Genomic DNA, 20,009 nt, shown 5'->3' with positions numbered 1-20,009 from the left:
TTAGAACATTATTGAGGCATTCAGGGCGATGAAGGTGAAGTGCAAATCCAAATCAGCATTTGTTCAACCTGTTGGCTGCATGATGCTGAGTATTATCAGTGTAATGGGGATATCACCATTAGTGTTAGCGGTTCCTGGACAAGTTTCTTTGCATTCGCCAGAACAGTTTGCACAGAGACAACCACAAAAAATCGCCCAATCTTCAGGTACAGATACACCAGAGCGATCGCAACTCCTGCAACAAGCCAATGGTTTATTTAGTCAGGGAGACTTAACAGGTGCAGAGGAAAATTTACGCAAATTAATTAAAAAATTCCCAGAAGATGCTTTCGGACACTTTCAACTGGGAAATGTACTTTTTCGGCAAAAGAAACCAGAAGATGCAATTAGTTCTTATCGAGAAGCCATTCGCCTTAAGCCAAAATACGCTCTAGCTTACAATGCGATCGGTGTTGTTTACGCAAGCCAAGGTCGCTGGCAAGAAGCCATTACTGAATATAAAAAAGCTCTGGAAATTAATCCTAATTATGGCGAAGGGCTGACTAATTTTGCAATAGCATTGTGGCAAACAAATAAAAAAGACGAGGCGCTATCTTCTTTAGAAAAAGCTTTAAATATTTTCAAAGAACAGAATAGAGGTGAAAAAGTTAACCAAGTAGAACGAATTTTAAAAGAGATCAAAACTGCTGATGAGCCTAGTGTTTCCTGAGAACCATATTATTCAGTGGATAAAAGTTAAGAAGAGTTGCTGCGATCGGCTTTAAAGATGCTTTGCTAGAAATGCGATCGGGTATTATGCATCTATTACTGCGGAATTTTGCATTTGGTTTGTAATGATTGTGGGGTGGGCTAGCCCGCCCTCTCAAAAGCATCAAAACAGAATAATTGTATTGTAATGAATGAAATATTTCTGTTAGCCAGAGAAACTGTAAGAGTGATTTTTCACATGGATGGGAGATACACAAGGGTAATCTGGGAACGTTCGGAAAATACTGCATGGGCAGGCATAGGATGGATTTTTGATATACCAACTGATGTAATACCATACGATTTACGAGCAATAGGTTCTCATTTTCTATTGTCTATAGTTAAGCCGAATGCGAATGATTGTGAGGATATAGAGAATATCCGCAGTAATCGAGATAGATTTTTCCATATAGAAAGATTGACTTTTGTTATATAAATGGCATCTAACTTAGTCGCACATCTATTCAAAAATAGCAAAATAGCAATCTACAATAAAAATCAGACAAACCTTCGTTAAAGCCTATGACTTCCTTATCGGCATTAACTTTACCTGACCATACTCAGTTACCAGACTCAGACGGTACATTTGTGAAAAATCTTCAGGAGCATCCGCAAAGCATTTTAATTACAGATTCAATTAAACCTGTTTTAGAGAAACTTCATCCCGACAGTCAATATTGTATTGGACAAGATTCTGGTATCTACTGGCGATTAACAGATCCTCCTGAGAAAGGGGCTGAAGCACCAGACTGGTTTTATGTACCCAACGTACCACCGACACTTAACGGTAAAATGCGCCGTTCTTATGTGTTGTGGAAGGAGTATGTTGCGCCCTTGATTGTGATTGAATTTGTCTCTGGAGATGGTTCAGAAGAACGAGATAACACACCGCCATCTCAAGGTGAAGGTGGAAATGTTGGTAAGTTTTGGGTTTATGAGCAGGCAATTCGAGTGCCTTATTATGGAATTTATGAAGTAGCAAAAGCTCAAGTAGAAGTTTACCACCTACTCGATAATACTTATCAACTGATGCAACCCAATGAACGAGGACATTACCCAATTGCTCCTATGGGTGTAGAGTTAGGAATCTGGCAAGGATTTTATCAAAATGCAGATTTACCTTGGTTGCGGTGGTGGGATATACAAGGAAATTTACTGCTAACAGGTGAGGAACGTGCTGTGAATGAGCGGCAAAAGCGGGAGAGAATTGTAGAGAAATTGCGATCGCTATCTGCTGAACAACTCAATGCTTTAGGAATTGATCCAGAAATGTTAGATTAGGAAATATTCTCATCTACTAATATTACATCTTCATATATTTCTGCGATCGCACAACGAAAATCAACGCTAGCTAAATGCACTTCTCCCTCTTGTTCATAAGGGTAAAGTACCCACTGTCCTTGTTCGTTGCGGCGGAAGCATTCTACACTCATTCTATCTGGTGAAATTAGCACATATTCTTGCAGTGATTCTAAGTGTCGGTAGCTGGCAAATTTCTTCCCTCTGTCATAGCCTTCGGTTGATTCAGAAAGCACTTCGATAATTAAGGAAGGATAGCACTTAAAATATTCAAATTCTTTATCTCGTGGATCGCAAGTAACCATTACATCGGGATAAAAATAGCGATTTATAGCCTCGATTTGTGCTTTCATATCTAACATATAGACACGGCAAGCACTACCCCGGAGATGGTTTCGCAGCAGTACAAACAAGTTTCCTACTACAGTTACATGAGCATCACTTGCCCCTGCCATTGCGTAGACTTGCCCATCAATATACTCGTGTTTGATTTCACTTACTTTCTCGCCTTCTAAATATTCTTCTGGGGAGATATAGTACTCACTTTGGCTAATGACCATTTTAGTACCTTAGTAGTTTTATCAAACATTTTAACCCATAGGACACAAATCTAATGAGCAACAGCGCCGCCACTTGGCTTCACCTTTTTGAGGAATAAAATGGCAATCCCACTGAGTAATAATGCTATACCGATAAAGTAGAAACAATCATTAAAAGCCATTACAAATGCTTCCCGGCGGACGATGTTGGATATAGATGCGATCGCCTGATTTTGTGCTGTACTTAAATCTGCCCCTTTACTGACAAAATACTGCGTCATTTGGTCAATTCGTTGTTGAATTTCTGGGTTATATAAAGATACTCCATCACCTAATCTATTCGAGTGAAATTGCTCTCTATTTGCTAATAAAGTCGCTAAAGAAGCAATTCCAATAGAACCGCCTAGATTCCGCATCATATTAAATAAACCACTTGCCGAACCTGCTTCTTTCGGACTCAAACCAGCAGTAGCAATAGAACTAAGCGGCACCATAATTAGGGGTTGTCCCATTGCACGCACAAATTGCGACCAGCGTAATTGATCTAACCCTGTTTCATTAGTCATTCCAGAGTTCATAAATGCACTGATGGAAAACAAAGTCACACCAAAAGCTACCATGAAACGCACGTCAAGGCGTTGCATCAATTTTGGTATGAAGGGAATAATAAACAGTTGAGGAATACCGGCCCAAATTAATACTTCACCAATTTGCAGAGCATTGTATTGTTGAATTTGAGCGAGATACAACGGTAAAATATAAATTGAACCATACAATCCTACTCCCAACGACACATTAACAATACTGGCTAAACCAAAGTTCCGCCTAAGTACAAGCCGTAAATCAATAAATGGTTGTTTACGAGTTAATTCTATAAAGAAAAATATCGCCAAAAAAATTACTGCAATTACACTTAAGCGCACAATCAACGCTGAACCAAACCAATCTTTACGGCTACCTTCTTCTAAAACAACTTGCAGGGAACCTAAGCCAATAGCCATTGCAATAATTCCCCACCAGTCACCTTGTTTCAGTAAATTAATTTGGGGTTTTTCTTGCTTAATTCCGTACCAAACACCAGCCAGCATTAATGCTCCTGGAATTACATTGATATAAAAGTTGTATTCCCAACCAAAATTTTCGGTTAACCAACCTCCTAATGTCGGGCCAATTGAGGGTGCAAAAACTGCACTAAACCCAAATGCAGCCAGTCCGACTGATTGTTTTGATTGGGGTAAAGTTGTTAAGACAACTGTCATAGCAGTGGGAATTAAAACTCCTCCGCTAAAACCTTGCAAGGCGCGAAAGAAAATCATGGAATTAAGATCCCACGACCAAGCACAGCATATAGAAAAGAAGATAAAGAGTGCAGTATTGACTAATAAATAACGTTGCAGAGAAAATACTCGTGATAACCATCCTGTTAGAGGGATTACCACAATTTCTGCGACGAGATAGGCGGTAGAAATCCAAGAACCTTCTTCGAGAGTTGCTCCTAAACTTGCTTGAATATCTTGCAGTGAAGCATTAGTTATTTGAATATCCAATACCGCCATAAATGCACCAAGCATACTGGCTAATACACCAATCCAGATTCTTAACGGTACACGCTCTGGTGGTAAAGCAGGATTTTGCCCTTGTTGACGAATTACACCTGTATTAGCCATAAGTTTGTTCCAGTTTCAAGGTTAAGTAGCAAAAAACTTTATTATTGAATCTTATAGCAATATGTTCTTTGCCTCTGCGCGAGCTGGAATCAGCAACGCTAAAAATTAAAAAAGAATTGCTATAGAAAGTCTTGTTAACATAAATCTAAATTTAACTGAGGTTATTTATCTTAAACTTCTTGAGTCGTAATAATCCCCTTTTGCTCATAAATTGGACGCATTATTTTTCTTAAAGCAGGTAACTGTCTGCTAAAAATAATTGACCCTAAAATACAAGCTATCCCATCAATCATTAAAGTGTTAGGAGCGCCAATACGACTTGCTAGGAAACCTCCTAATAAATTACCTACGGGAATCATTCCCAAAAATGACATTGTGTATAAGCTCATCAATCGCCCACGTTTGTCGTCTTCGACAATGGTTTGTAAAAATGTGTTGCTAGCAGCAATTTGGAGAATTGTTCCTAAGCCAACAAATAACATTGTAAATAAAGAGAGTGGTAAAAATCTAGATAAAGAAAAGGCAATTAGACCAGTTCCTAAAATTGCTGGAGCTAGAGCAATCAATTTCCCAATTCCTAAGATTGTTTGGCGCGTAGCTAGATAAATACCACCGGTTAAAGCTCCAACTCCAGATGCAGCCATCAAAAAACCCAAACTTTCTGCACCACCTTTGAGAACTTCTTCAGCAATAATTGGGACGAGAATAGTGTTTTGCAGTCCCATCAGGCTGACTAAAGCTGATAGCAATAAGATGGAGCGAATGGGTGAGAAGCTAAAGGCATATACAAATCCCTCTTTGACTTTTTGTAAGGGATTACCATCAGTTACCGAATTTTTCCAAGGTTTAACTTTCATCGCCAATAAACCGGCGATTACAGCAACGTAGCTCAAACCATCAATCAAAAAACAATAGCCAGTTCCAACGCCAGCAATTAATAAACCCCCGATCGCAGGGCCAATTAATCTAGCTCCGTTGAACATCGTGGAATTAATCGCGATCGCATTGGCTAAATCTTCTCTGCGTTCAACCAATTCTGGCACAAAAGCTTGACGGGCTGGCGCATCTAAGGCGTTAATAAATCCTTGGAACAAGCTCAAGGCGATGATGTGCCATACCTCAATCACTCCAGTTAGCGCCAGCACTGCTAATGTTAACGATTGAATCATCGCCAAGACTTGCGTACCAATTAAGGTACGATACCGAGAAAAGCGATCTACAAATACTCCGCCAAAGGGAGCTAAAAAAAAGTTAGGAATTTGACTAGAAAATCCTACAACTCCCAGCATAAATGGGGATTTTGTCAAGTCATAAACTAGCCAAATTGTGGCAAGTTGCGTCATCCACGTCCCAATTAGGGAAATACCTTGCCCAGCAAAAAACAGTTGGTAGTTTCTTGACCTTAATGCAGGTAGTAGCGGTTTTTTCATCTCAGGCTTGTTTTATACCAATCTGCTTTCATAGATATCATTTCACCCGATCTCTATACGCCTCTCTTTAGATGTAGGAGAATGTCATAGGCAGAAAGAGGTTTTTCATTTTGTTTACAGGTAATTTCGTATTTAATGATGTCTGGTTGATTACTTACTAAACCCCAAGAACCCCACCCCGCCAAAGCTACACTTTGTCTCCCCTCCCCGCAAGCGGGGAGGGGCTGGGGGTGGGGTTCTTTTATTATGGGTAATTTGGGAAACATGATATTACTTGACTTCCACCGCAACTTCCGCAGACATCCCAGGAGTAATCCGCGATTCGTATCCTTGAATGCTCTTTTGGTCGAAAACTACTTTTACTGGAATGCGTTGGACAACTTTAGTAAAGTTACCTGTAGCATTATCCGGTGGCAATAAAGCAAACTGAGCGCCGGAAGCTGGCGAAATACTGTCAACACGACCAATAAAGGTGTGATGAGGGAAACTATCTAACTTGATCTCTACTGGCTCTCCTGGGCGCATCTTTTCTAATTGAGTTTCTTTGAAGTTCGCAACTACCCAATAGCTGTTATCCACGATCGCCATTAATGGTGTTCCTGCTGCAACGCGGTTGCCAACTTCCACGTTTTTTCTACCTACCCGTCCAGCACTGGGGGCGGTAACATTTACATAGGATAGTTGCAATTGTGCATCTTTGAGCGATGCTTCTGATTGGGCGATCGCTGCTTTTGCCGCTTCGTATTGACTACGCTTAACTGTGGTATCTTGTCCGCCTGCGGTAGCTTGTTGCAATCCTCCCTTAGATGCTGCCAATTTAGCTTGGGCGTTGGTGACATTTTCTTGCGCTTGTGCTAATTGAGACTGGGCTTTGGCAACACCAACTCTCGCAGAGGCTAACCTGGCTTGAGCTTGTTGTACTCCCTGAAGAGCAGCGTTTTTTTGTGCTGTAGCCACGTTAAAAGCGGCCTTGGATGCGTCTAGCTGCTGGCGAGCGATCGCACCTGATTGATACAACTGGTTGTAACGATTGTAATCTGCTTGGGCATTTTCCAAATTCGCGTTTGTTTGCGCTACCTGCGCTTGGGCGGCAGGAATCCCTGCTTCGGCTAGTCTGACTTCAGCTTGCGCTGCTGGTATCCCAGCTTGGGCTTCCTGGACTGCTGCTTGGGCTGTAGAAATTGCTGCTACTGCACTACTGACATCTCCTTGTGCTTGAGTTGTCTTACCAGTGGTGGTTTGTGAACTCAAAGCAATATTTGCTTGAGCAGCTTGCGCTTGACCACCAGCATTTTCGAGGGCGGCTTGTGCTTGTTGCACCTTGCTTTCATAGTCCCGTGGATCTAACTTCACTAACAATTGTCCTGGTTGTACCAGTTGGTTGTCATTCACCAGCACTTCACTTATAGTTCCAGGAATGCGGCTACTAACTTGGTGAATGTTTCCCGCAACGGTGGCGTTGTCTGTTTCCTGGTGGGTGGAGGCGTATTGCCAGTAGTGAAAACCAAAAGCGCCTGCGGCGATCGCACCTACGCCTAATCCTGCCAAAATTAAACCAGTCGGTCTTTTCCGCTTCGGTTTTGCTGGAACTTCTTTCTCGATCTCAGGAGTTACAACAGGTGCTTCTGCTGTTGCGGATGTCTCTGTAGTAACAGTTTCTAAAGTCTCTAAATCGGGAATCACTTCTTTTTCTAAAACTGGGGTTTTGTGTCCGTTGCGTCCGTTTAAAGTATTAGCACCCATGATTCTTACCTCGTTTGCCCGTTCAATAACTTGATTAATAGTCGTTTATTTAGAATGCGTAGTTTTCCCGGAAAAAAATCCTTATTCCTTAGTATGCGTAATATTATCTCAAAACATATCTTTACACTGCCTCCCCCGGTCGGGTGATTATAAAATCATCTTTAAGACAGGTTAGCGATCGCTCGATTCAAGATTTGGGAAAACAGTTCGCGATCGGCAAAGGAAATACCATCCATTGCTTCATCACGCACGGTTGCGGCGATTGGCGGTAAAACAGCTTCTAGTTCCTTTCCTGCATCCGTGAGCCAGATTCGCCAGATGCGCCGGTCTTGAGTGTCGCGTTCGCGACGCACCAAACCGCGTTCTTCCATCCGATCTAGTACGCCTGTTAAAGTGCCTCCCACTTGTTTGAGTTTGTCTCCAATACTAGAAGTAGGTAAACCATCTTCTTGCCAAAGACAGCATAACACCAACCAGTGAAATGGCGTCAGTCCAAAGGGTTCTAGCCTCTCAGTAAACTTGCGACTCAGCAATTGTGAGACTAATTTGATTCTGTAGCCCAAATTGTATGGTGCCAGATTTTGCTGCCACGACTCTAAGGTTGGGGAGTGATTAGATGTAGAAACCATTTAGCAAAATACTTAGTGTACGTAGTATTATCATAACTAAATTAATCTCTTTTAGCAATAGTTACTTTACATCTATCTTAGGGAAGAACTTGAATCAACTGGTACTCTTTTACTGTATCAAGAATGCAGTAAGACCGAGGTAGTTTAGGGGACTGGTCAGCATAGATCCAAGCATAGCTTAAAACTGGTATTTGCGAAATAGAGGCTACTTGTTAGATATGAATGGGAAGATATAGGACTCATATTTGATTGCGTGAAAAAAACTCAGTACACCTTTATTCCTTCTTCCCAGTCCCCAGTCCCTGACTTAATCCAGACAGTTCGGCTTTCATGACCTTTCGTTCTGGGTAAAAAACAGAGTGTTACTAGAATTATTGGCTTTATAAATGACCGCTCAGTACTTGAAGATTGTACAATCATAAAAATTGAAAAAAGCTTTTGATTTTCTTAATTTACATAATTTATTCAGACATAGACGCGTACAATGCTGATTTCACTATTACAAAAATTTTTAACAGCACCTATTACTCAAAACAGCAAACAAAATCAATCTAGATTGACTGTTATTTTTTGGTACAGTCTCAGTCTAACTTTTGCTGTTGGTTATATTTTTATGGGGCTGCGACAAGCTTTCACCAGCAAATATATAGTGAGCGACGATGCACGGGAATATATTTCTTGGATCTATCGTTACTTTAACCCAGATTTATTTCCTGGGGATTTAATTGCTGATTATTTTCAGTCAGTGACACCAATTGGGTATAGTATTGTTTATAAAATAATTGCAGCTTTAAATATAGATCCAATTTTATTTGGCAAAATTTTTCCATTAGTACTGGGACTAATTACAACTAGCTATTGCTTTGTAGTTGCTATGGAGATATTACCAGTACCAATGGTGGGGTTTCTCGCCTCTTTACTTTTAAATCAAAGCCTTTGCCTTCATGATGATCTATTTTCTGCTACACCTAGAGATTTTATTTATCCCTTGGTTTTAGCTTTTATATATTATTTAATACGCTCTTCAGTATTTGGTATATTAATTGTATTTGCGCTTCAATGTTTAATATACCCTATCATAGGTTTTATCAATTTATTAATTTTACTTTTGAGACTATTTCGCTGGCAGAATGGGCAGATAACTATTTCTCATAACCGAAAAGATTTTATTTTATTTGTAGCAGCCACTATAACTGCTGGCATCCTAATTTTACCTTATACTATTCAATCATCACAATTTGGCCCGACAATTACTGCTGCTGTTGCGAGAACTATGCCAGAGTACTGGGATGGAGGAAGATTCAGGTATTTTACTCATAATATTATTAGTTATTGGTTTGATGGTAGAGATAGCGGTTTTTTTGCTTTAATTGCACCTCCTCAACTATTATTTGGTTTATTATTACCAATTATCCTGAAATTCCAGTCTCACTTTCTCCTAACCAAACAAGTAAAGGATGAAGTCAAACTATTACTACAGGTAGTAATAGCTAGTTTAATCATGTTTTTTACTGCCCATGCCTTAGCTTTTAAACTGCACTGGCCTAGCCGCTACACCCATCATACTTTTAAAATAGTACTTGCTCTTGCAGCAGCAATCTCTATTACCTTAATTTTAGATGCTGCATTGCGATGGTCGAGACAAAATGGCAGACAAATTTTAATCTTGGGGACTATTACGATCCTTGGTGCAGGACTCATTTTGTACCCTAGTAGCTTAAAAGTTTTTCCCAAAACCCCTTATTTAGCAGGTCAAGCCACAACATTATATATTTTTTTGCAAAAGCAACCGCAAAATATTGTCATAGCCTCTACTTCCCAAGAAGCAGATAACATACCCATCTTTGCTCAAAGAAAAATTTTGGTGGGTAAAGAATATGCATTACCGATCCATACAAAATATTATGCTCAATTTCGCCAGCGGATGATTGACCTGATTAATGCCCAATATACTGATGATATTAATCAGATTAAAGACTTTATTCAAAAATATCACGTAACTTTTTGGTTATTAGAACGTTCTGCATTCCTTCCAGAATATATAACTAAAAACACTTGGCTACAACAATATCAGCCAGCCGCACAACAAGCGAACGCAAATTTACAGAAGACTTTACCTGTTTTAGCAACATTAATTAACTCTTGTGCAGTTCTTGAGACTGATAATTTAGTTCTTCTGAAAACAGAATGTATCAAAGCAGTAGCGAAGACTTGAATATAATGTCTTAGGGAAGAACTTGAATTAACTGGTACTGATTGACTGTACCGATAATACGGTAAGACCTCGATAATTTAGAGGGCTGGTTAGCATAGATCCAAGCATAGCTCAAAACTGGTACTTGGGAAATAGAGATTACTGGTTGAGGGCGAGTAGGAAGATAGAAATTAAGCAATACTTTTGTTTTAGCGTCCATCTCCACATAGTACGTAGGATGAGATTGGAGAATTGAAGCGATCGCACTTTGTTGTAAAAAAGTTTTTAAACCAGAGTTATAATCACTTAACAGACCGATGCTACCTATCGCCGCCAAAGCCAGCCAACAGGGAATTAACCAACCTGCAATCCAATAACGCGCTGTAAGAAACTTTTTGTCAAAGTGGTAACGAGCAATCCACACCACAGGTAAAATTAACCAACCCAAGCCCATAGCCAAGCCAATACTTGCATACTTGCGGATATCAGAACTACCCCAGCTAAAAATGCCAATACTCGCTATAACCAGTAAAACACCTAATCCACCCAAGCTATAACTGAGGTTTCGGGGAAGATGATTTCTGGCAAAAAGGTTCAATATCTTTTTTTTACTTTTTTGAAGAGGTGATTGTGGGGGAATTCCTGTCTGGTAAATATTGCCTAGCCAGTTTAAACCTACAGATGCAAACAAAGCGATGAACGGATAAAGGCAAAGACTATAGTGAGATAAACGAGTGCTAAAAATACTAATTTCTATAAATAAAACAAGTGGAAAGCCAACCAATATTAACTGGTAACGAGGAATGGGATGACGGAGAGTTAAAAACAAACCTACAAGTCCGAACAAAGCCCAAGGAAATGCTTTTACAGGAATATTCCAGAAATAGAATAGTAGCCCATTAGAGTCCCGCTCTTCAGAACTTAGTTGTACAACAAACTTGAGTAATTCCTCAAAACTATTATTTCCGTAGTGCAGCCAGCTTAACCACAGCCAAACACAGGTAGGTATTAAACCTACGAAAAAACCTAAATATAAACTTGGGTTAGTAAGATGACGATGACGGCGATGTTCCCAAATTAAATAAGGTAATAAAGCTATAATTGGCAAAAAAATCATAAAGCTTCTAACTAAGAAGCCTAAACCTAAACTTAAACCAGTTATAAAACTCCACCAGTAGCGATATTTGGGATATAATTCCGTTTTGATTAAAGACAAAATAGCTAAAAGCACCAAGAGAACCATCGGTACATCAGGTGTACTTAAGCGAGAGTATTGTAGCCAGAGAAATTCCACACTTAAAATTGCAGCAGCCAGCCAACCTAATTTTTTGCCTAGCATAATTTTGCCAATTTCATACACCAGCCACAAGCTAAAAATGCCAGCAATCATACTAGGAAGACGCGCACTAGTATCACTGATACCAAACAACTTGTAGAAACTGGCAATTAACCAATAAGGCCCAGGAGTTTTATGATGTGCTGTTTCCCAAGGAGCTATCCAATTACCAGAATCAAACATCAGACGGGCACGTGATGCGTAAAGTGCTTCATCATGTGCCATCAGGCTATTATGTCCAGAAGTAAATAGTAATAAGGGCAGTATCCAAACTAACAAACTAAAATAGGGTAATGATGCGATTAGGCGGATTTGTCGCCAAATATGCTGTAAGAAGTGTAGTTTATATAACATTAAATTGATAAAAATTGAATGCTGCTATTTAGGTATCCTGCTGTTATTAAAATATGTTACATAGTGTTTGTGAAAAAGTATCTGAAATTGCCGCAAATTTCGGAAACAGTACTCCAAAACAGAGATTTATGCAGTTAAGACCGAATCAGCGCCTGAAATTAGATGACACAGACGATAAACTGTTCTACACCTATCCTCGCTTCGTCACCCATGTCGATGAAGGATTTATTCAACAGCTAACGGATTTATACCGCGATCGCCTCAAACCCAACACCCGCATTTTTGATATGATGAGCAGTTGGGTGTCTCATCTACCAGAAGAGATGCACTTTGACCATGTGGAGGGACATGGACTCAACGCTGAGGAATTAGCACGAAATCCCCGCTTAAATCATTACTTTGTGCAAAATCTTAACGAAAATCCCCAGCTACCTTTACCAGATGAAGATTTTGATGCTGTTCTCAATTGCGTATCTGTGCAATATGTGCAATATCCAGAAGCAGTATTTTCCGAGATTTACCGTATCCTAAAACCCGGTGGTGTTGCAATTATCAGCTTTTCTAACCGGATGTTTTTTGAAAAGGCGATTCAAGCTTGGCGGGAGGCTTCAGAGGCGCAGCGAGTAGAATTAGTTAAAGCTTATTTTGCCTCAGTTCCAGGATTTACAACCGCAGAAGTTATAGTTCATAAATCAACATTACCGAATATCTTACAGTGGTTGGGTGCAGCTGGAGGAGATCCGTTTTATGCCGTTATAGCTTACCGAAGTTAAGTTAAATATTCACTAGTATAAGAGGGTTTGTAGTAAGCACTTTGGTGCTTAGAAAATAAGGACTAAAGCCCTTACTACGAACTTATTTACCTGCTCAAAATTAAAATAGTTTTATATATAGATAATTTGTGTAGATGAATTATTGGTTAATGAAATCAGAACCAGAAGCCTATAGCATTGCTGACCTTCAACAGCAGAAAGAGACTATCTGGGACGGCGTTCGCAATTATCAAGCTCGCAACTTCTTGCGCCTTATGGATGAAGGAGACTTAGCTTTTTTCTATCACTCCGGCACTAATCCTCCCGGTATTGCTGGGTTAATGCGTGTAGTGAAAAAAGATATTGCTGACCCGACCCAGTTTGAGCCAGAAAGTAAATACTACGATCCTAAATCAAGTTCCGAATCGCCTCGGTGGCAAACAGTTGTAGTGGAATTTGTTGAGGCTTTTTCTAACCCCATCTTGCTATCAATACTCAAAGAGAAGTTTAGCGCCGAAGAGTTAATGTTGGTGAGACAAGGAAATCGGTTATCAGTGATACCTGTCCCTGAAGCAGTCGCTTTGAAGATTCTGGCGATGAAAAACTCCTAGTTAAAATAATTCGTAATGCGTAATGACGCTCCTGCGTCGCTAAGAGGATGTTTGAAAAGTCGTAAAGTATACACTAGAAACCCCTCTCCAAACCTCTCCCCGAAGCGGAGAGAGGCTTTGAAACCCCCATTCCTTCGTAGGGAAGGGGGGCTAGGGGGGTTAGGTTTCCGAGGCTTTGATGTGACGAAAAATACTTTTCAAACATCCTCTAACGCTGCGCAAAGGTAATTCATAATTCGTAAAATATTTTGAAGGAAGGTTGATTAACTGAACATAATGTAATTTATTCTTGCCGACTTCCTTCACACCCATTGCACAGGATCTAATTGATAGTAACGTTGTAGTTGCTCATAAAGTGCCGGATATTCTGATAACAATTGGTGCGGTTTTTCAAAGAATGTCTCAGTCGCTACGGCAAAAAATTCTGCGGGATTTGTTGCGCCATAGCTATCCATTACCGTCTTTGCACCTTGTAGAACATCATTGCAAAGTTGCTGATATGCTTCTGTCATCACCTTCGCCCAAATAGCATAGTCTGAGTTGTTTTGCAGTATCGGAACTCCTTCAGCTTTACCATCTTCTTGATCTAATTGATGGGCGAATTCATGAAGCACAACATTACGTCCATCTCTCCAGTTATTAATGTCTTGTTTCACCTGTTCCCAAGACACTACTACTTGGTCATTTGTCCACGATTCACCCAGTCTTGCCACACGCCTTTCCTCAACAACATATTTTCCGACGGAATTCGTTTCCTGAACAAAATAAGCGTTGGGATACACCAAAATTGAACGAAGTCTGGGGAAGTACTGCCCCCGTTCATTTAATAGAAGTAAACAAGCAACAGCAGCAAGAGTCAATTTCATTTCCTCTGTCACCTGTAATCCTCTACAGCCGATAAATTGCTTTTCTGCTAAGAATACTTGAATATGTCCCTGAAGTCGTCTGAGTTCATCGGGAGAAAGACACAGATAAATGGGAAGATTATTCTCAATAATGGCATTCCACAGTGGAGGAAAAGGACGATGTTTGAGACGGTTTCTTCGTCTTTTGACTAAAATCGGATTGACTAAAATCCCAGTAATAATTAGTCCAATGATGAGAAAGACAACTATTGTTTGAATCATTGACTTTTGAACAGGTTACATATTGAAATCACCGTTAAGTAGAAAAATTAGATAAAATATAGCGTTATCTGCTTTTGTGAGGTATGAGAACCCCACCCCCAACCCCCTCCCCGCAAGCAAGGAGGGGGCTATGATGTACATCGATTAGGAAATGCTATAGTTGTTCCTGTTGTGTTCCTATTTATTTGCCGTTGCCAGTACTCTAACTATCTCTTGCCACTTTTTTAAAATACATAGGCGATGTCATAATAATTTTAAAAAGCTATATTTCCTGCCATTCATCACCACTATTGAATCAGAATTATGCAAGATTGAACCTTAGTGGAAAGGCTTGTTTGAAGTCCTTGCTCAACTTTGACAATCAGTTTGTCAAAAGCCTCTTGATTTGCTGTCAGTTGTTCTTGAAGAACTTTTTCTAACTCCGGCTTTATTTGATCGCATATATCCTCAATTTTTTTGTCGCTCAAAAAATTAGAACGAATCCAACTAGGTACATCTACATTTGTCTTAATTACTTCTTGAACACCCTTACGATTTAGCTCCATTCCTGCTGCCATCAACGAAGCCCCATATACTAGTGCAATCGGCCAGGTTAAATGCCCAGTTAGGATGAGAGTGATGATGCTTGCCACAGCGCCTCCACCAATTACTATATTGACGATAAATGCTACTGTCTCAGCCAGAATAGCATCTCCAATTTGTAATTCTGGATTAACAAAAGTTGGGTCAATACTATCCTGGAACCTTAAGCTGCTTCTAGGTATCTGAAACTTTCGACAGATTGGATCGGTTTGTGCGGCTAAATCGGGTTGGATTTTATTGCTAAACCAAGAAGCGCATTGATGATTAATTATCTGCACGGCGCGATCGCTTTTGAGCCACTGTTCTGCCCTACCGATCAAAGCTGTTTCCAAATCGGCTAAAGTCCGTATTTTGTTTTTTTGCCAATCTTTTAAACTTGGTTTAACTGCGTTGACAATCAAGCCATCTGCCAAAGGCTTAGTTAGTGATTCGATTAACTCTGGAATATGCCTTTCAATCAAACCTTTAAGCTGGTTCGAGGTAAATAGTTTGTTCACTTCTTCTTTAAAAGCAGCAGCACGCAGATCCCATCTTCCTACTCTTGCTAAACCCATTGCAATGCAACGTTCCGGTTCTGGATCGGGGCGAAGCAGGGTTTCTGGTTCGGGAAACATTTCTTGACAAAAAACGTGCGTGAACTTCATGCGAGATGCACCGCCAGTCATCAGCACAAGTTTCGGCACGATTCCAAGTTTTTCTAGCTTTTCTTTCGCCTCGGTTAAAGAGTTGCGAAATGATTTAATCCAACTATCATCCTCCAGTTCCGGTAAGGGTTGGTTTAAAATTTCCTCCATCATCAATTTATTCACTTGGGGAATAAAATAAATCTGTTCGTTAATCGACTCGAACCCACGCGCAAAGGATGCAGGATCGCTGTATAACTGTTCATTAGAAAAGTAATCTTCTTTAGCTTTGCGGCAAGCAAGTTCACAACGAGCTTGATGATGGGGATATTCCTGAAATACTTTTTCGAGTAATGCTTTTTGTTCGTGGTTGGCGAGAGTCCGGGCAAAAATAGCTTTGTCAATTAGGGATGCACCTAAAGTATTACTCCCGAAATCTATCGGGATTTCTTCTAAGCTTTTAACCAGAGTAAAATCTGTGGTTGAAGAACCAATATCGACAATTAGCACCGATGCCAGAAGTTTGTCATACTCCAACTTACCGGCTTCCTTGGCTTGCATGAAAGCAGCCCGCGATTCGGGTACAACATTTAGTTGGGGAATGCCAGCTTCTTGAAGCAGCTTTTGGTATTCGGTGCGATCGCTAATTGTCCATCCTGAAGGACAACCAATGTAAAAATAGCTACTTTCCCCACCTGCAAGTTGTTTGCTTTCTTTCAAAAGGCGGTAGTAGGTTGCTACAAAAGTGCTGATTGTTTCCCGATATTTGAGATCGTTGTTAGGTTTTTGCTTGAAAGAGATTGTCAGTTGAGTAACGCCAGCTTGAATTAATGCTTGTTCGCCGACAAGATAACCGAGTTTGGGATGCCAACCAAGGGCTGTAATTTGGTTCTTCTTGTTATTTATCTCCAGCATTTGGGGAGGTTCGATGCTTTCCACGATCGCTTTCGCTACAGCCGTTTCACCGTGTCCCAAATCAAAACCGATTGTTTCTAAAATTTCCATACCCTTATTGTCTATTATTCTCTAGCAGAGGAATATGCTGGTTCAATTACCCTACCGCGTCTAATCAAGCGATCGCCTTTTAACAAAGCCGGCGTTAGAGTCACGTGTTCTTTGGTATCGGGGTCAATACTTGGCTCAAAGTCAAAATATTCGCGATCGCTATTCGATCGGTAAATTTGAGCGTTAATTCCCTGAGACATTAAAATCTGTGGCAGAAGTTTCGCCAGTTCATAAGCCATTTGAGGTTTATCAAGTTTGGATGCGCCCATTAGTCTTTGGAGAAAATTCAATAACTCTGGCAGTTCTTCTATTGCTAAGTCGCCTTCATGTTTATTTGATTCTCCTACTCTAGCTACTGCTAGGTCGATAGTGTTGAGAGCATCGCCAAGGTGATCTAGAAATACTTTGCTATCAACCCGGAGAATCGGTTGAGGTAATTCCAATAGTCCTTCGGATATAGAATCATTTTGCTGGTTGTTTAATTCGAGTTGAAGTACAATTTCTAGTCCGATAAGTAGAGAGGTTAATAAGATAGCCATCCAAGCACCTGGGGTAGTTTTGGTTAAAGAAAACAACGAACCTAAGATGCCTATATAAATTAGTCCCTTTAGCAGTTTCAGGATGAATCTGCTGCTAAACAACTTTGTCCCTGTATTAGTAATTTGCCTTTGTTCTGTTGGAGCAACTTGAAGATAGTTAGCTGCTGCCAGAGTGGCGATAGACTGCCGTAGCGTATCCAAGAAAAAGGAAGCCAGACGAACTTGAGCCAAATTAAGCTTTTCAATGTAAATTCTTTCGAGATTATCGAGTCGGTTTTGAACCAGTTTAACTATTTGCTCAATGCCGATTGTGTTATCAATATCTATCTGGAGTTGGTTGCGTTCTTCGCTAAAAAGTGAAGTAATTGTTTTCATTGCGTTGACTAAGACTTTAACGTTATTAATTAGGAGTGAAATGAACACTCGTTTTTTCATTTCACCTTGTAATCAGATAATGACGAAATAATTCATAATTACTAATTATGAATTAGGTTGATTGCAAATTACCCCATCAAAAGGAGGAGCAGAATGTTTATCTGCGTCATTGCAGACTACGGTACAGGAGATCCGGCATTTACAGAAGTCACACAACGTCTGCTGATGGCTTTTCCCGATGCCCAAATTCATTTGCTTTCGGTTCCAGCATTCAGTACCTTGGCAACGGGATTCTGGATTGCCCAACTAGGACTTAACCCTGGGCCTAGCGATCGCCTAATTTATCACAACTGTGCGCCTCGTCAGGACGATCCTGAAGCTCGTCGAGATAATGAAGGTGAAGGTCTAACTTATGCCCTTCTATCCAATGGTGTAAAAGTAGTGGGTGTGAATGCAGGCTACACCCTCTCCTTTATCAAAAACCATACAAAGGAGTTGCGAGTGGTCAACGTTTCCCGTGGTGGTTCGCAGTTTCGCTCACGAGATGTATTTCCTCCGGCTGCGGCTGCGATTATGAATGAAGATTTTAGCATTCTGGGAGATAGCCTCAAGAGTGAGCAAATTCCAGATGTTCCATCAGATCGCATTGCCTGGATTGATGGCTACGGCAACATTAAAACAACTATTGGGGCGCATACGCTTAACTTGGAGCCTCAAAGCAAGATCGTCATCCGAATTGGAGATGTGGTTAGTGATGCGGTGTATTCTGATGGCAGTTTCAAGGTATCTGAAGGAACTTTAGCCTTTGCTCCTGGTAGTTCCGGTTGGTCAAGAGGCGATTCAGGGGAACCATTGCGCTTTTTAGAGCTATTTTTGCGAGGAGGGAGTGCTTGGGAACGCTTTGGCCGTCCTCGTGTGAATCAGCAAGTAACTCGAATTGCTTGAAATCGGGTAATTGGCCTCTGTTACTGTCAGTAGACCGAAAAGTTTTCCAGAACCCTTACCAGGCGTTAATTAGAGTTTAGGAACACAATTTGCCTAAAGTCTGCTTTTCAATAAACGAGCGTTGTTGGTGGTTTAAGGGTGCAGTACAAGCATCGGCGTAGCTCGTCGTAGACATCGCTCGCGATCGTCAACAGCAAAACCTCGTCTGAAACCCTGATTATTTCGTCAACTTACAAAACTTTTCGATCTACTGACATTTAGTTTTAGCGTCAGTCTTAGCGTGTTATTATTTGCTTCGAGATTCCTAGCTGTTTGTTCTGATAAAATATAGTGCTTGTTTTTGTTATCCCACTCAAAAGTGCACAAGTTTCCAATTCCTGGGAGCGTGTTACACAATTATTTGAAAGATGTATTAAATCAGTTTGCAATCAAACCTCACCTAACTTTCACGTTATTGTTGTTTGTAACGAAAAGCCCAAAATAGAATTTACTCATCCTCATATAACATACATTACAGTTGATTTTTCACTTCCAAACGAGCCTAGCCCTGTAGCCAAAGGAGACACAGACAAAGGGCGTAAAATCTTAAAAGGATTAATGTATGCTCGTCAATTTTCTCCCACTCACACTATGACAGTTGATGCTGACGATTGTGTTAGTGGAAATTTAGCCAAATTTGTTCAACAACACCCTGATTCTAATGGATGGTTTATAAATAAAGGTTATAAATATCAAGAAGGCAGTGATTACATATATATCAAGAGAAGCAATTTTTATAAAATGTGTGGAACTTGTAATATTATTCGATATGATTTGAATGATTTGCCAGAAACCGCAGAATATAATCGTGGCTACGGATACTATAAATATTATATAGATCACGCTAAAGTCAGAGATATTTTAAAGAGCAAAGCAAAAGCTATTAAATCATTACCATTTCCAGGTGCAGTTTATATTTTGGAAACAGGAGAAAATCTTTTTAACAATTCAACAAGATTAAGATTTAGCATTTTTAATCGGAAATTGTTAAATCAATCATTAAAAGATGAATTTGGATTATACAAATTACAGCAATCCAGAGAGATTTTTCAACTATCGGAATTTTAAATTGTTTTTGGAAAAATCTCATCTCATAAATAGTCTTATATGGTGTGTTAGCAAAGTGTAACGCACCAAAAGCTTGAAATTGTGCCGTAGTGGCATGGCAAGGCTAAAATGTTGCAAAAAATTGTAGGTTGGGTAGAGGCTTTGCCAAAGCCAACATCCTGATATATGTTGGGTTGCGCTCCGCTCCACCCAACCTACGTCTAATGCATTATTTTAACGTGAGTTCGATGAACCTCTTCCTCCCACGGGGAAAGGGAGGAGCAACGAGAAATTAAGGTTTTGGCTCCCCTCTCCGACACGGAGAGGGCTTGTCGAACTCACATTATTTTAAGCTTGCCACGTCAGTAGCTTGCTTCCCTGTAAGGGTACGCCAAGGCATGACTTCTCTACCAGAGGCTGCGCCAA

16 protein-coding genes are annotated in these 20,009 nt (G+C 40.3%); 7 read left to right on the top strand and 9 right to left on the bottom strand.

Translation table 11 applies throughout. The features are described from left to right. Window positions 1–28: 28 nt before the first annotated feature. Window positions 29–709, top strand: coding sequence for a tetratricopeptide repeat protein (locus tag RM049_RS05150; RefSeq protein WP_322670798.1), 681 nt, complete (start codon window positions 29–31; stop codon window positions 707–709). A 560-nt stretch (window positions 710–1,269) separates the two neighbouring features. Further along, complete coding sequence (locus RM049_RS05145) at window positions 1,270–2,028, top strand: Uma2 family endonuclease (protein WP_322703407.1); 759 nt, start codon at window positions 1,270–1,272, stop codon at window positions 2,026–2,028. Here RM049_RS05145 and RM049_RS05140 read toward each other — a convergent pair. From RM049_RS05140 to RM049_RS05120, 5 genes are all read right to left on the bottom strand, one after another. Then, on the bottom strand, window positions 2,025–2,606 hold the full coding sequence (locus tag RM049_RS05140; RefSeq protein ID WP_322703406.1) for a Uma2 family endonuclease: 582 nt from the start codon (window positions 2,604–2,606) through the stop codon (window positions 2,025–2,027). The two genes, RM049_RS05145 and RM049_RS05140, sit on opposite strands and share 4 nt — an antisense overlap. A 50-nt stretch (window positions 2,607–2,656) precedes the next feature. Continuing rightward, window positions 2,657–4,252 (bottom strand): DHA2 family efflux MFS transporter permease subunit, encoded by a 1,596-nt coding sequence (locus RM049_RS05135; protein WP_322703405.1) that lies wholly within the window; start codon window positions 4,250–4,252, stop codon window positions 2,657–2,659. A 170-nt stretch (window positions 4,253–4,422) separates the two neighbouring features. Beyond that, window positions 4,423–5,682, bottom strand: a complete 1,260-nt coding sequence (locus tag RM049_RS05130; protein ID WP_322703404.1) for an MFS transporter — start codon at window positions 5,680–5,682, stop codon at window positions 4,423–4,425. Between the two features lie 270 nt (window positions 5,683–5,952). Beyond that, entirely contained in the window at window positions 5,953–7,425 is a 1,473-nt protein-coding gene (locus tag RM049_RS05125) for an HlyD family secretion protein (protein WP_322703403.1), read from the bottom strand. 161 nt (window positions 7,426–7,586) lie between these two features. After that, window positions 7,587–8,054, bottom strand: coding sequence for a MarR family transcriptional regulator (locus tag RM049_RS05120; RefSeq protein WP_322703402.1), 468 nt, complete (start codon window positions 8,052–8,054; stop codon window positions 7,587–7,589). A gap of 484 nt (window positions 8,055–8,538) precedes the next feature. Here RM049_RS05120 and RM049_RS05115 point away from each other — a divergent pair, with 484 nt between their 5' ends. Further along, a complete protein-coding gene (locus tag RM049_RS05115) occupies window positions 8,539–10,269 on the top strand; it encodes a hypothetical protein (protein WP_322703401.1) in 1,731 nt (576 codons plus the stop codon). A 10-nt stretch (window positions 10,270–10,279) separates the two neighbouring features. Here the strand turns inward: RM049_RS05115 and RM049_RS05110 are convergent, their stop codons facing one another. Further along, a complete protein-coding gene (locus RM049_RS05110) occupies window positions 10,280–11,938 on the bottom strand; it encodes a glycosyltransferase family 39 protein (protein ID WP_322703400.1) in 1,659 nt (552 codons plus the stop codon). Window positions 11,939–12,066: 128 nt separating this feature from the next. Here RM049_RS05110 and RM049_RS05105 point away from each other — a divergent pair, with 128 nt between their 5' ends. Continuing rightward, window positions 12,067–12,711, top strand: a complete 645-nt coding sequence (locus RM049_RS05105; protein ID WP_322703399.1) for a class I SAM-dependent methyltransferase — start codon at window positions 12,067–12,069, stop codon at window positions 12,709–12,711. A gap of 134 nt (window positions 12,712–12,845) precedes the next feature. Continuing rightward, complete coding sequence (locus RM049_RS05100) at window positions 12,846–13,301, top strand: EVE domain-containing protein (RefSeq protein ID WP_322703398.1); 456 nt, start codon at window positions 12,846–12,848, stop codon at window positions 13,299–13,301. 302 nt (window positions 13,302–13,603) lie between these two features. On the opposite strand, the gene RM049_RS05095 is transcribed toward RM049_RS05100, so the two are convergent. The 3 genes from RM049_RS05095 to RM049_RS05085 all read right to left on the bottom strand — a co-directional run bounded on the left by RM049_RS05095 (window position 13,604) and on the right by RM049_RS05085 (window position 17,552). Further along, window positions 13,604–14,428 carry a M90 family metallopeptidase gene (locus tag RM049_RS05095; protein WP_322703397.1) on the bottom strand — a complete coding sequence of 275 codons (825 nt, stop codon included), beginning with the start codon at window positions 14,426–14,428 and terminating at the stop codon, window positions 13,604–13,606. 287 nt (window positions 14,429–14,715) lie between these two features. After that, a complete protein-coding gene (locus tag RM049_RS05090; RefSeq protein ID WP_322703396.1) occupies window positions 14,716–16,638 on the bottom strand; it encodes a plasmid segregation protein ParM in 1,923 nt (640 codons plus the stop codon). 14 nt (window positions 16,639–16,652) lie between these two features. Then, window positions 16,653–17,552, bottom strand: coding sequence for a hypothetical protein (locus RM049_RS05085; protein ID WP_322703395.1), 900 nt, complete (start codon window positions 17,550–17,552; stop codon window positions 16,653–16,655). Between the two features lie 153 nt (window positions 17,553–17,705). Between RM049_RS05085 and RM049_RS05080 the strand changes: the two genes are divergently transcribed. Together RM049_RS05080 and RM049_RS05075 are read left to right on the top strand one after the other, a co-directional pair. After that, window positions 17,706–18,497 carry a hypothetical protein gene (locus RM049_RS05080; protein ID WP_322683386.1) on the top strand — a complete coding sequence of 264 codons (792 nt, stop codon included), beginning with the start codon at window positions 17,706–17,708 and terminating at the stop codon, window positions 18,495–18,497. 330 nt (window positions 18,498–18,827) lie between these two features. Then, window positions 18,828–19,604 (top strand): glycosyltransferase family A protein, encoded by a 777-nt coding sequence (locus RM049_RS05075; protein WP_322687877.1) that lies wholly within the window; start codon window positions 18,828–18,830, stop codon window positions 19,602–19,604. The last annotated feature ends 405 nt before the right edge of the window (window positions 19,605–20,009 follow it).

It is taken from the genome of Nostoc sp. DedQUE04 (assembly GCF_034530995.1).
Lineage (GTDB): Bacteria > Cyanobacteriota > Cyanobacteriia > Cyanobacteriales > Nostocaceae > Nostoc.
The sequence above is the reverse complement of the archived record's forward strand: the minus strand, read 5'-3'. Positions and strand labels throughout refer to the sequence as shown.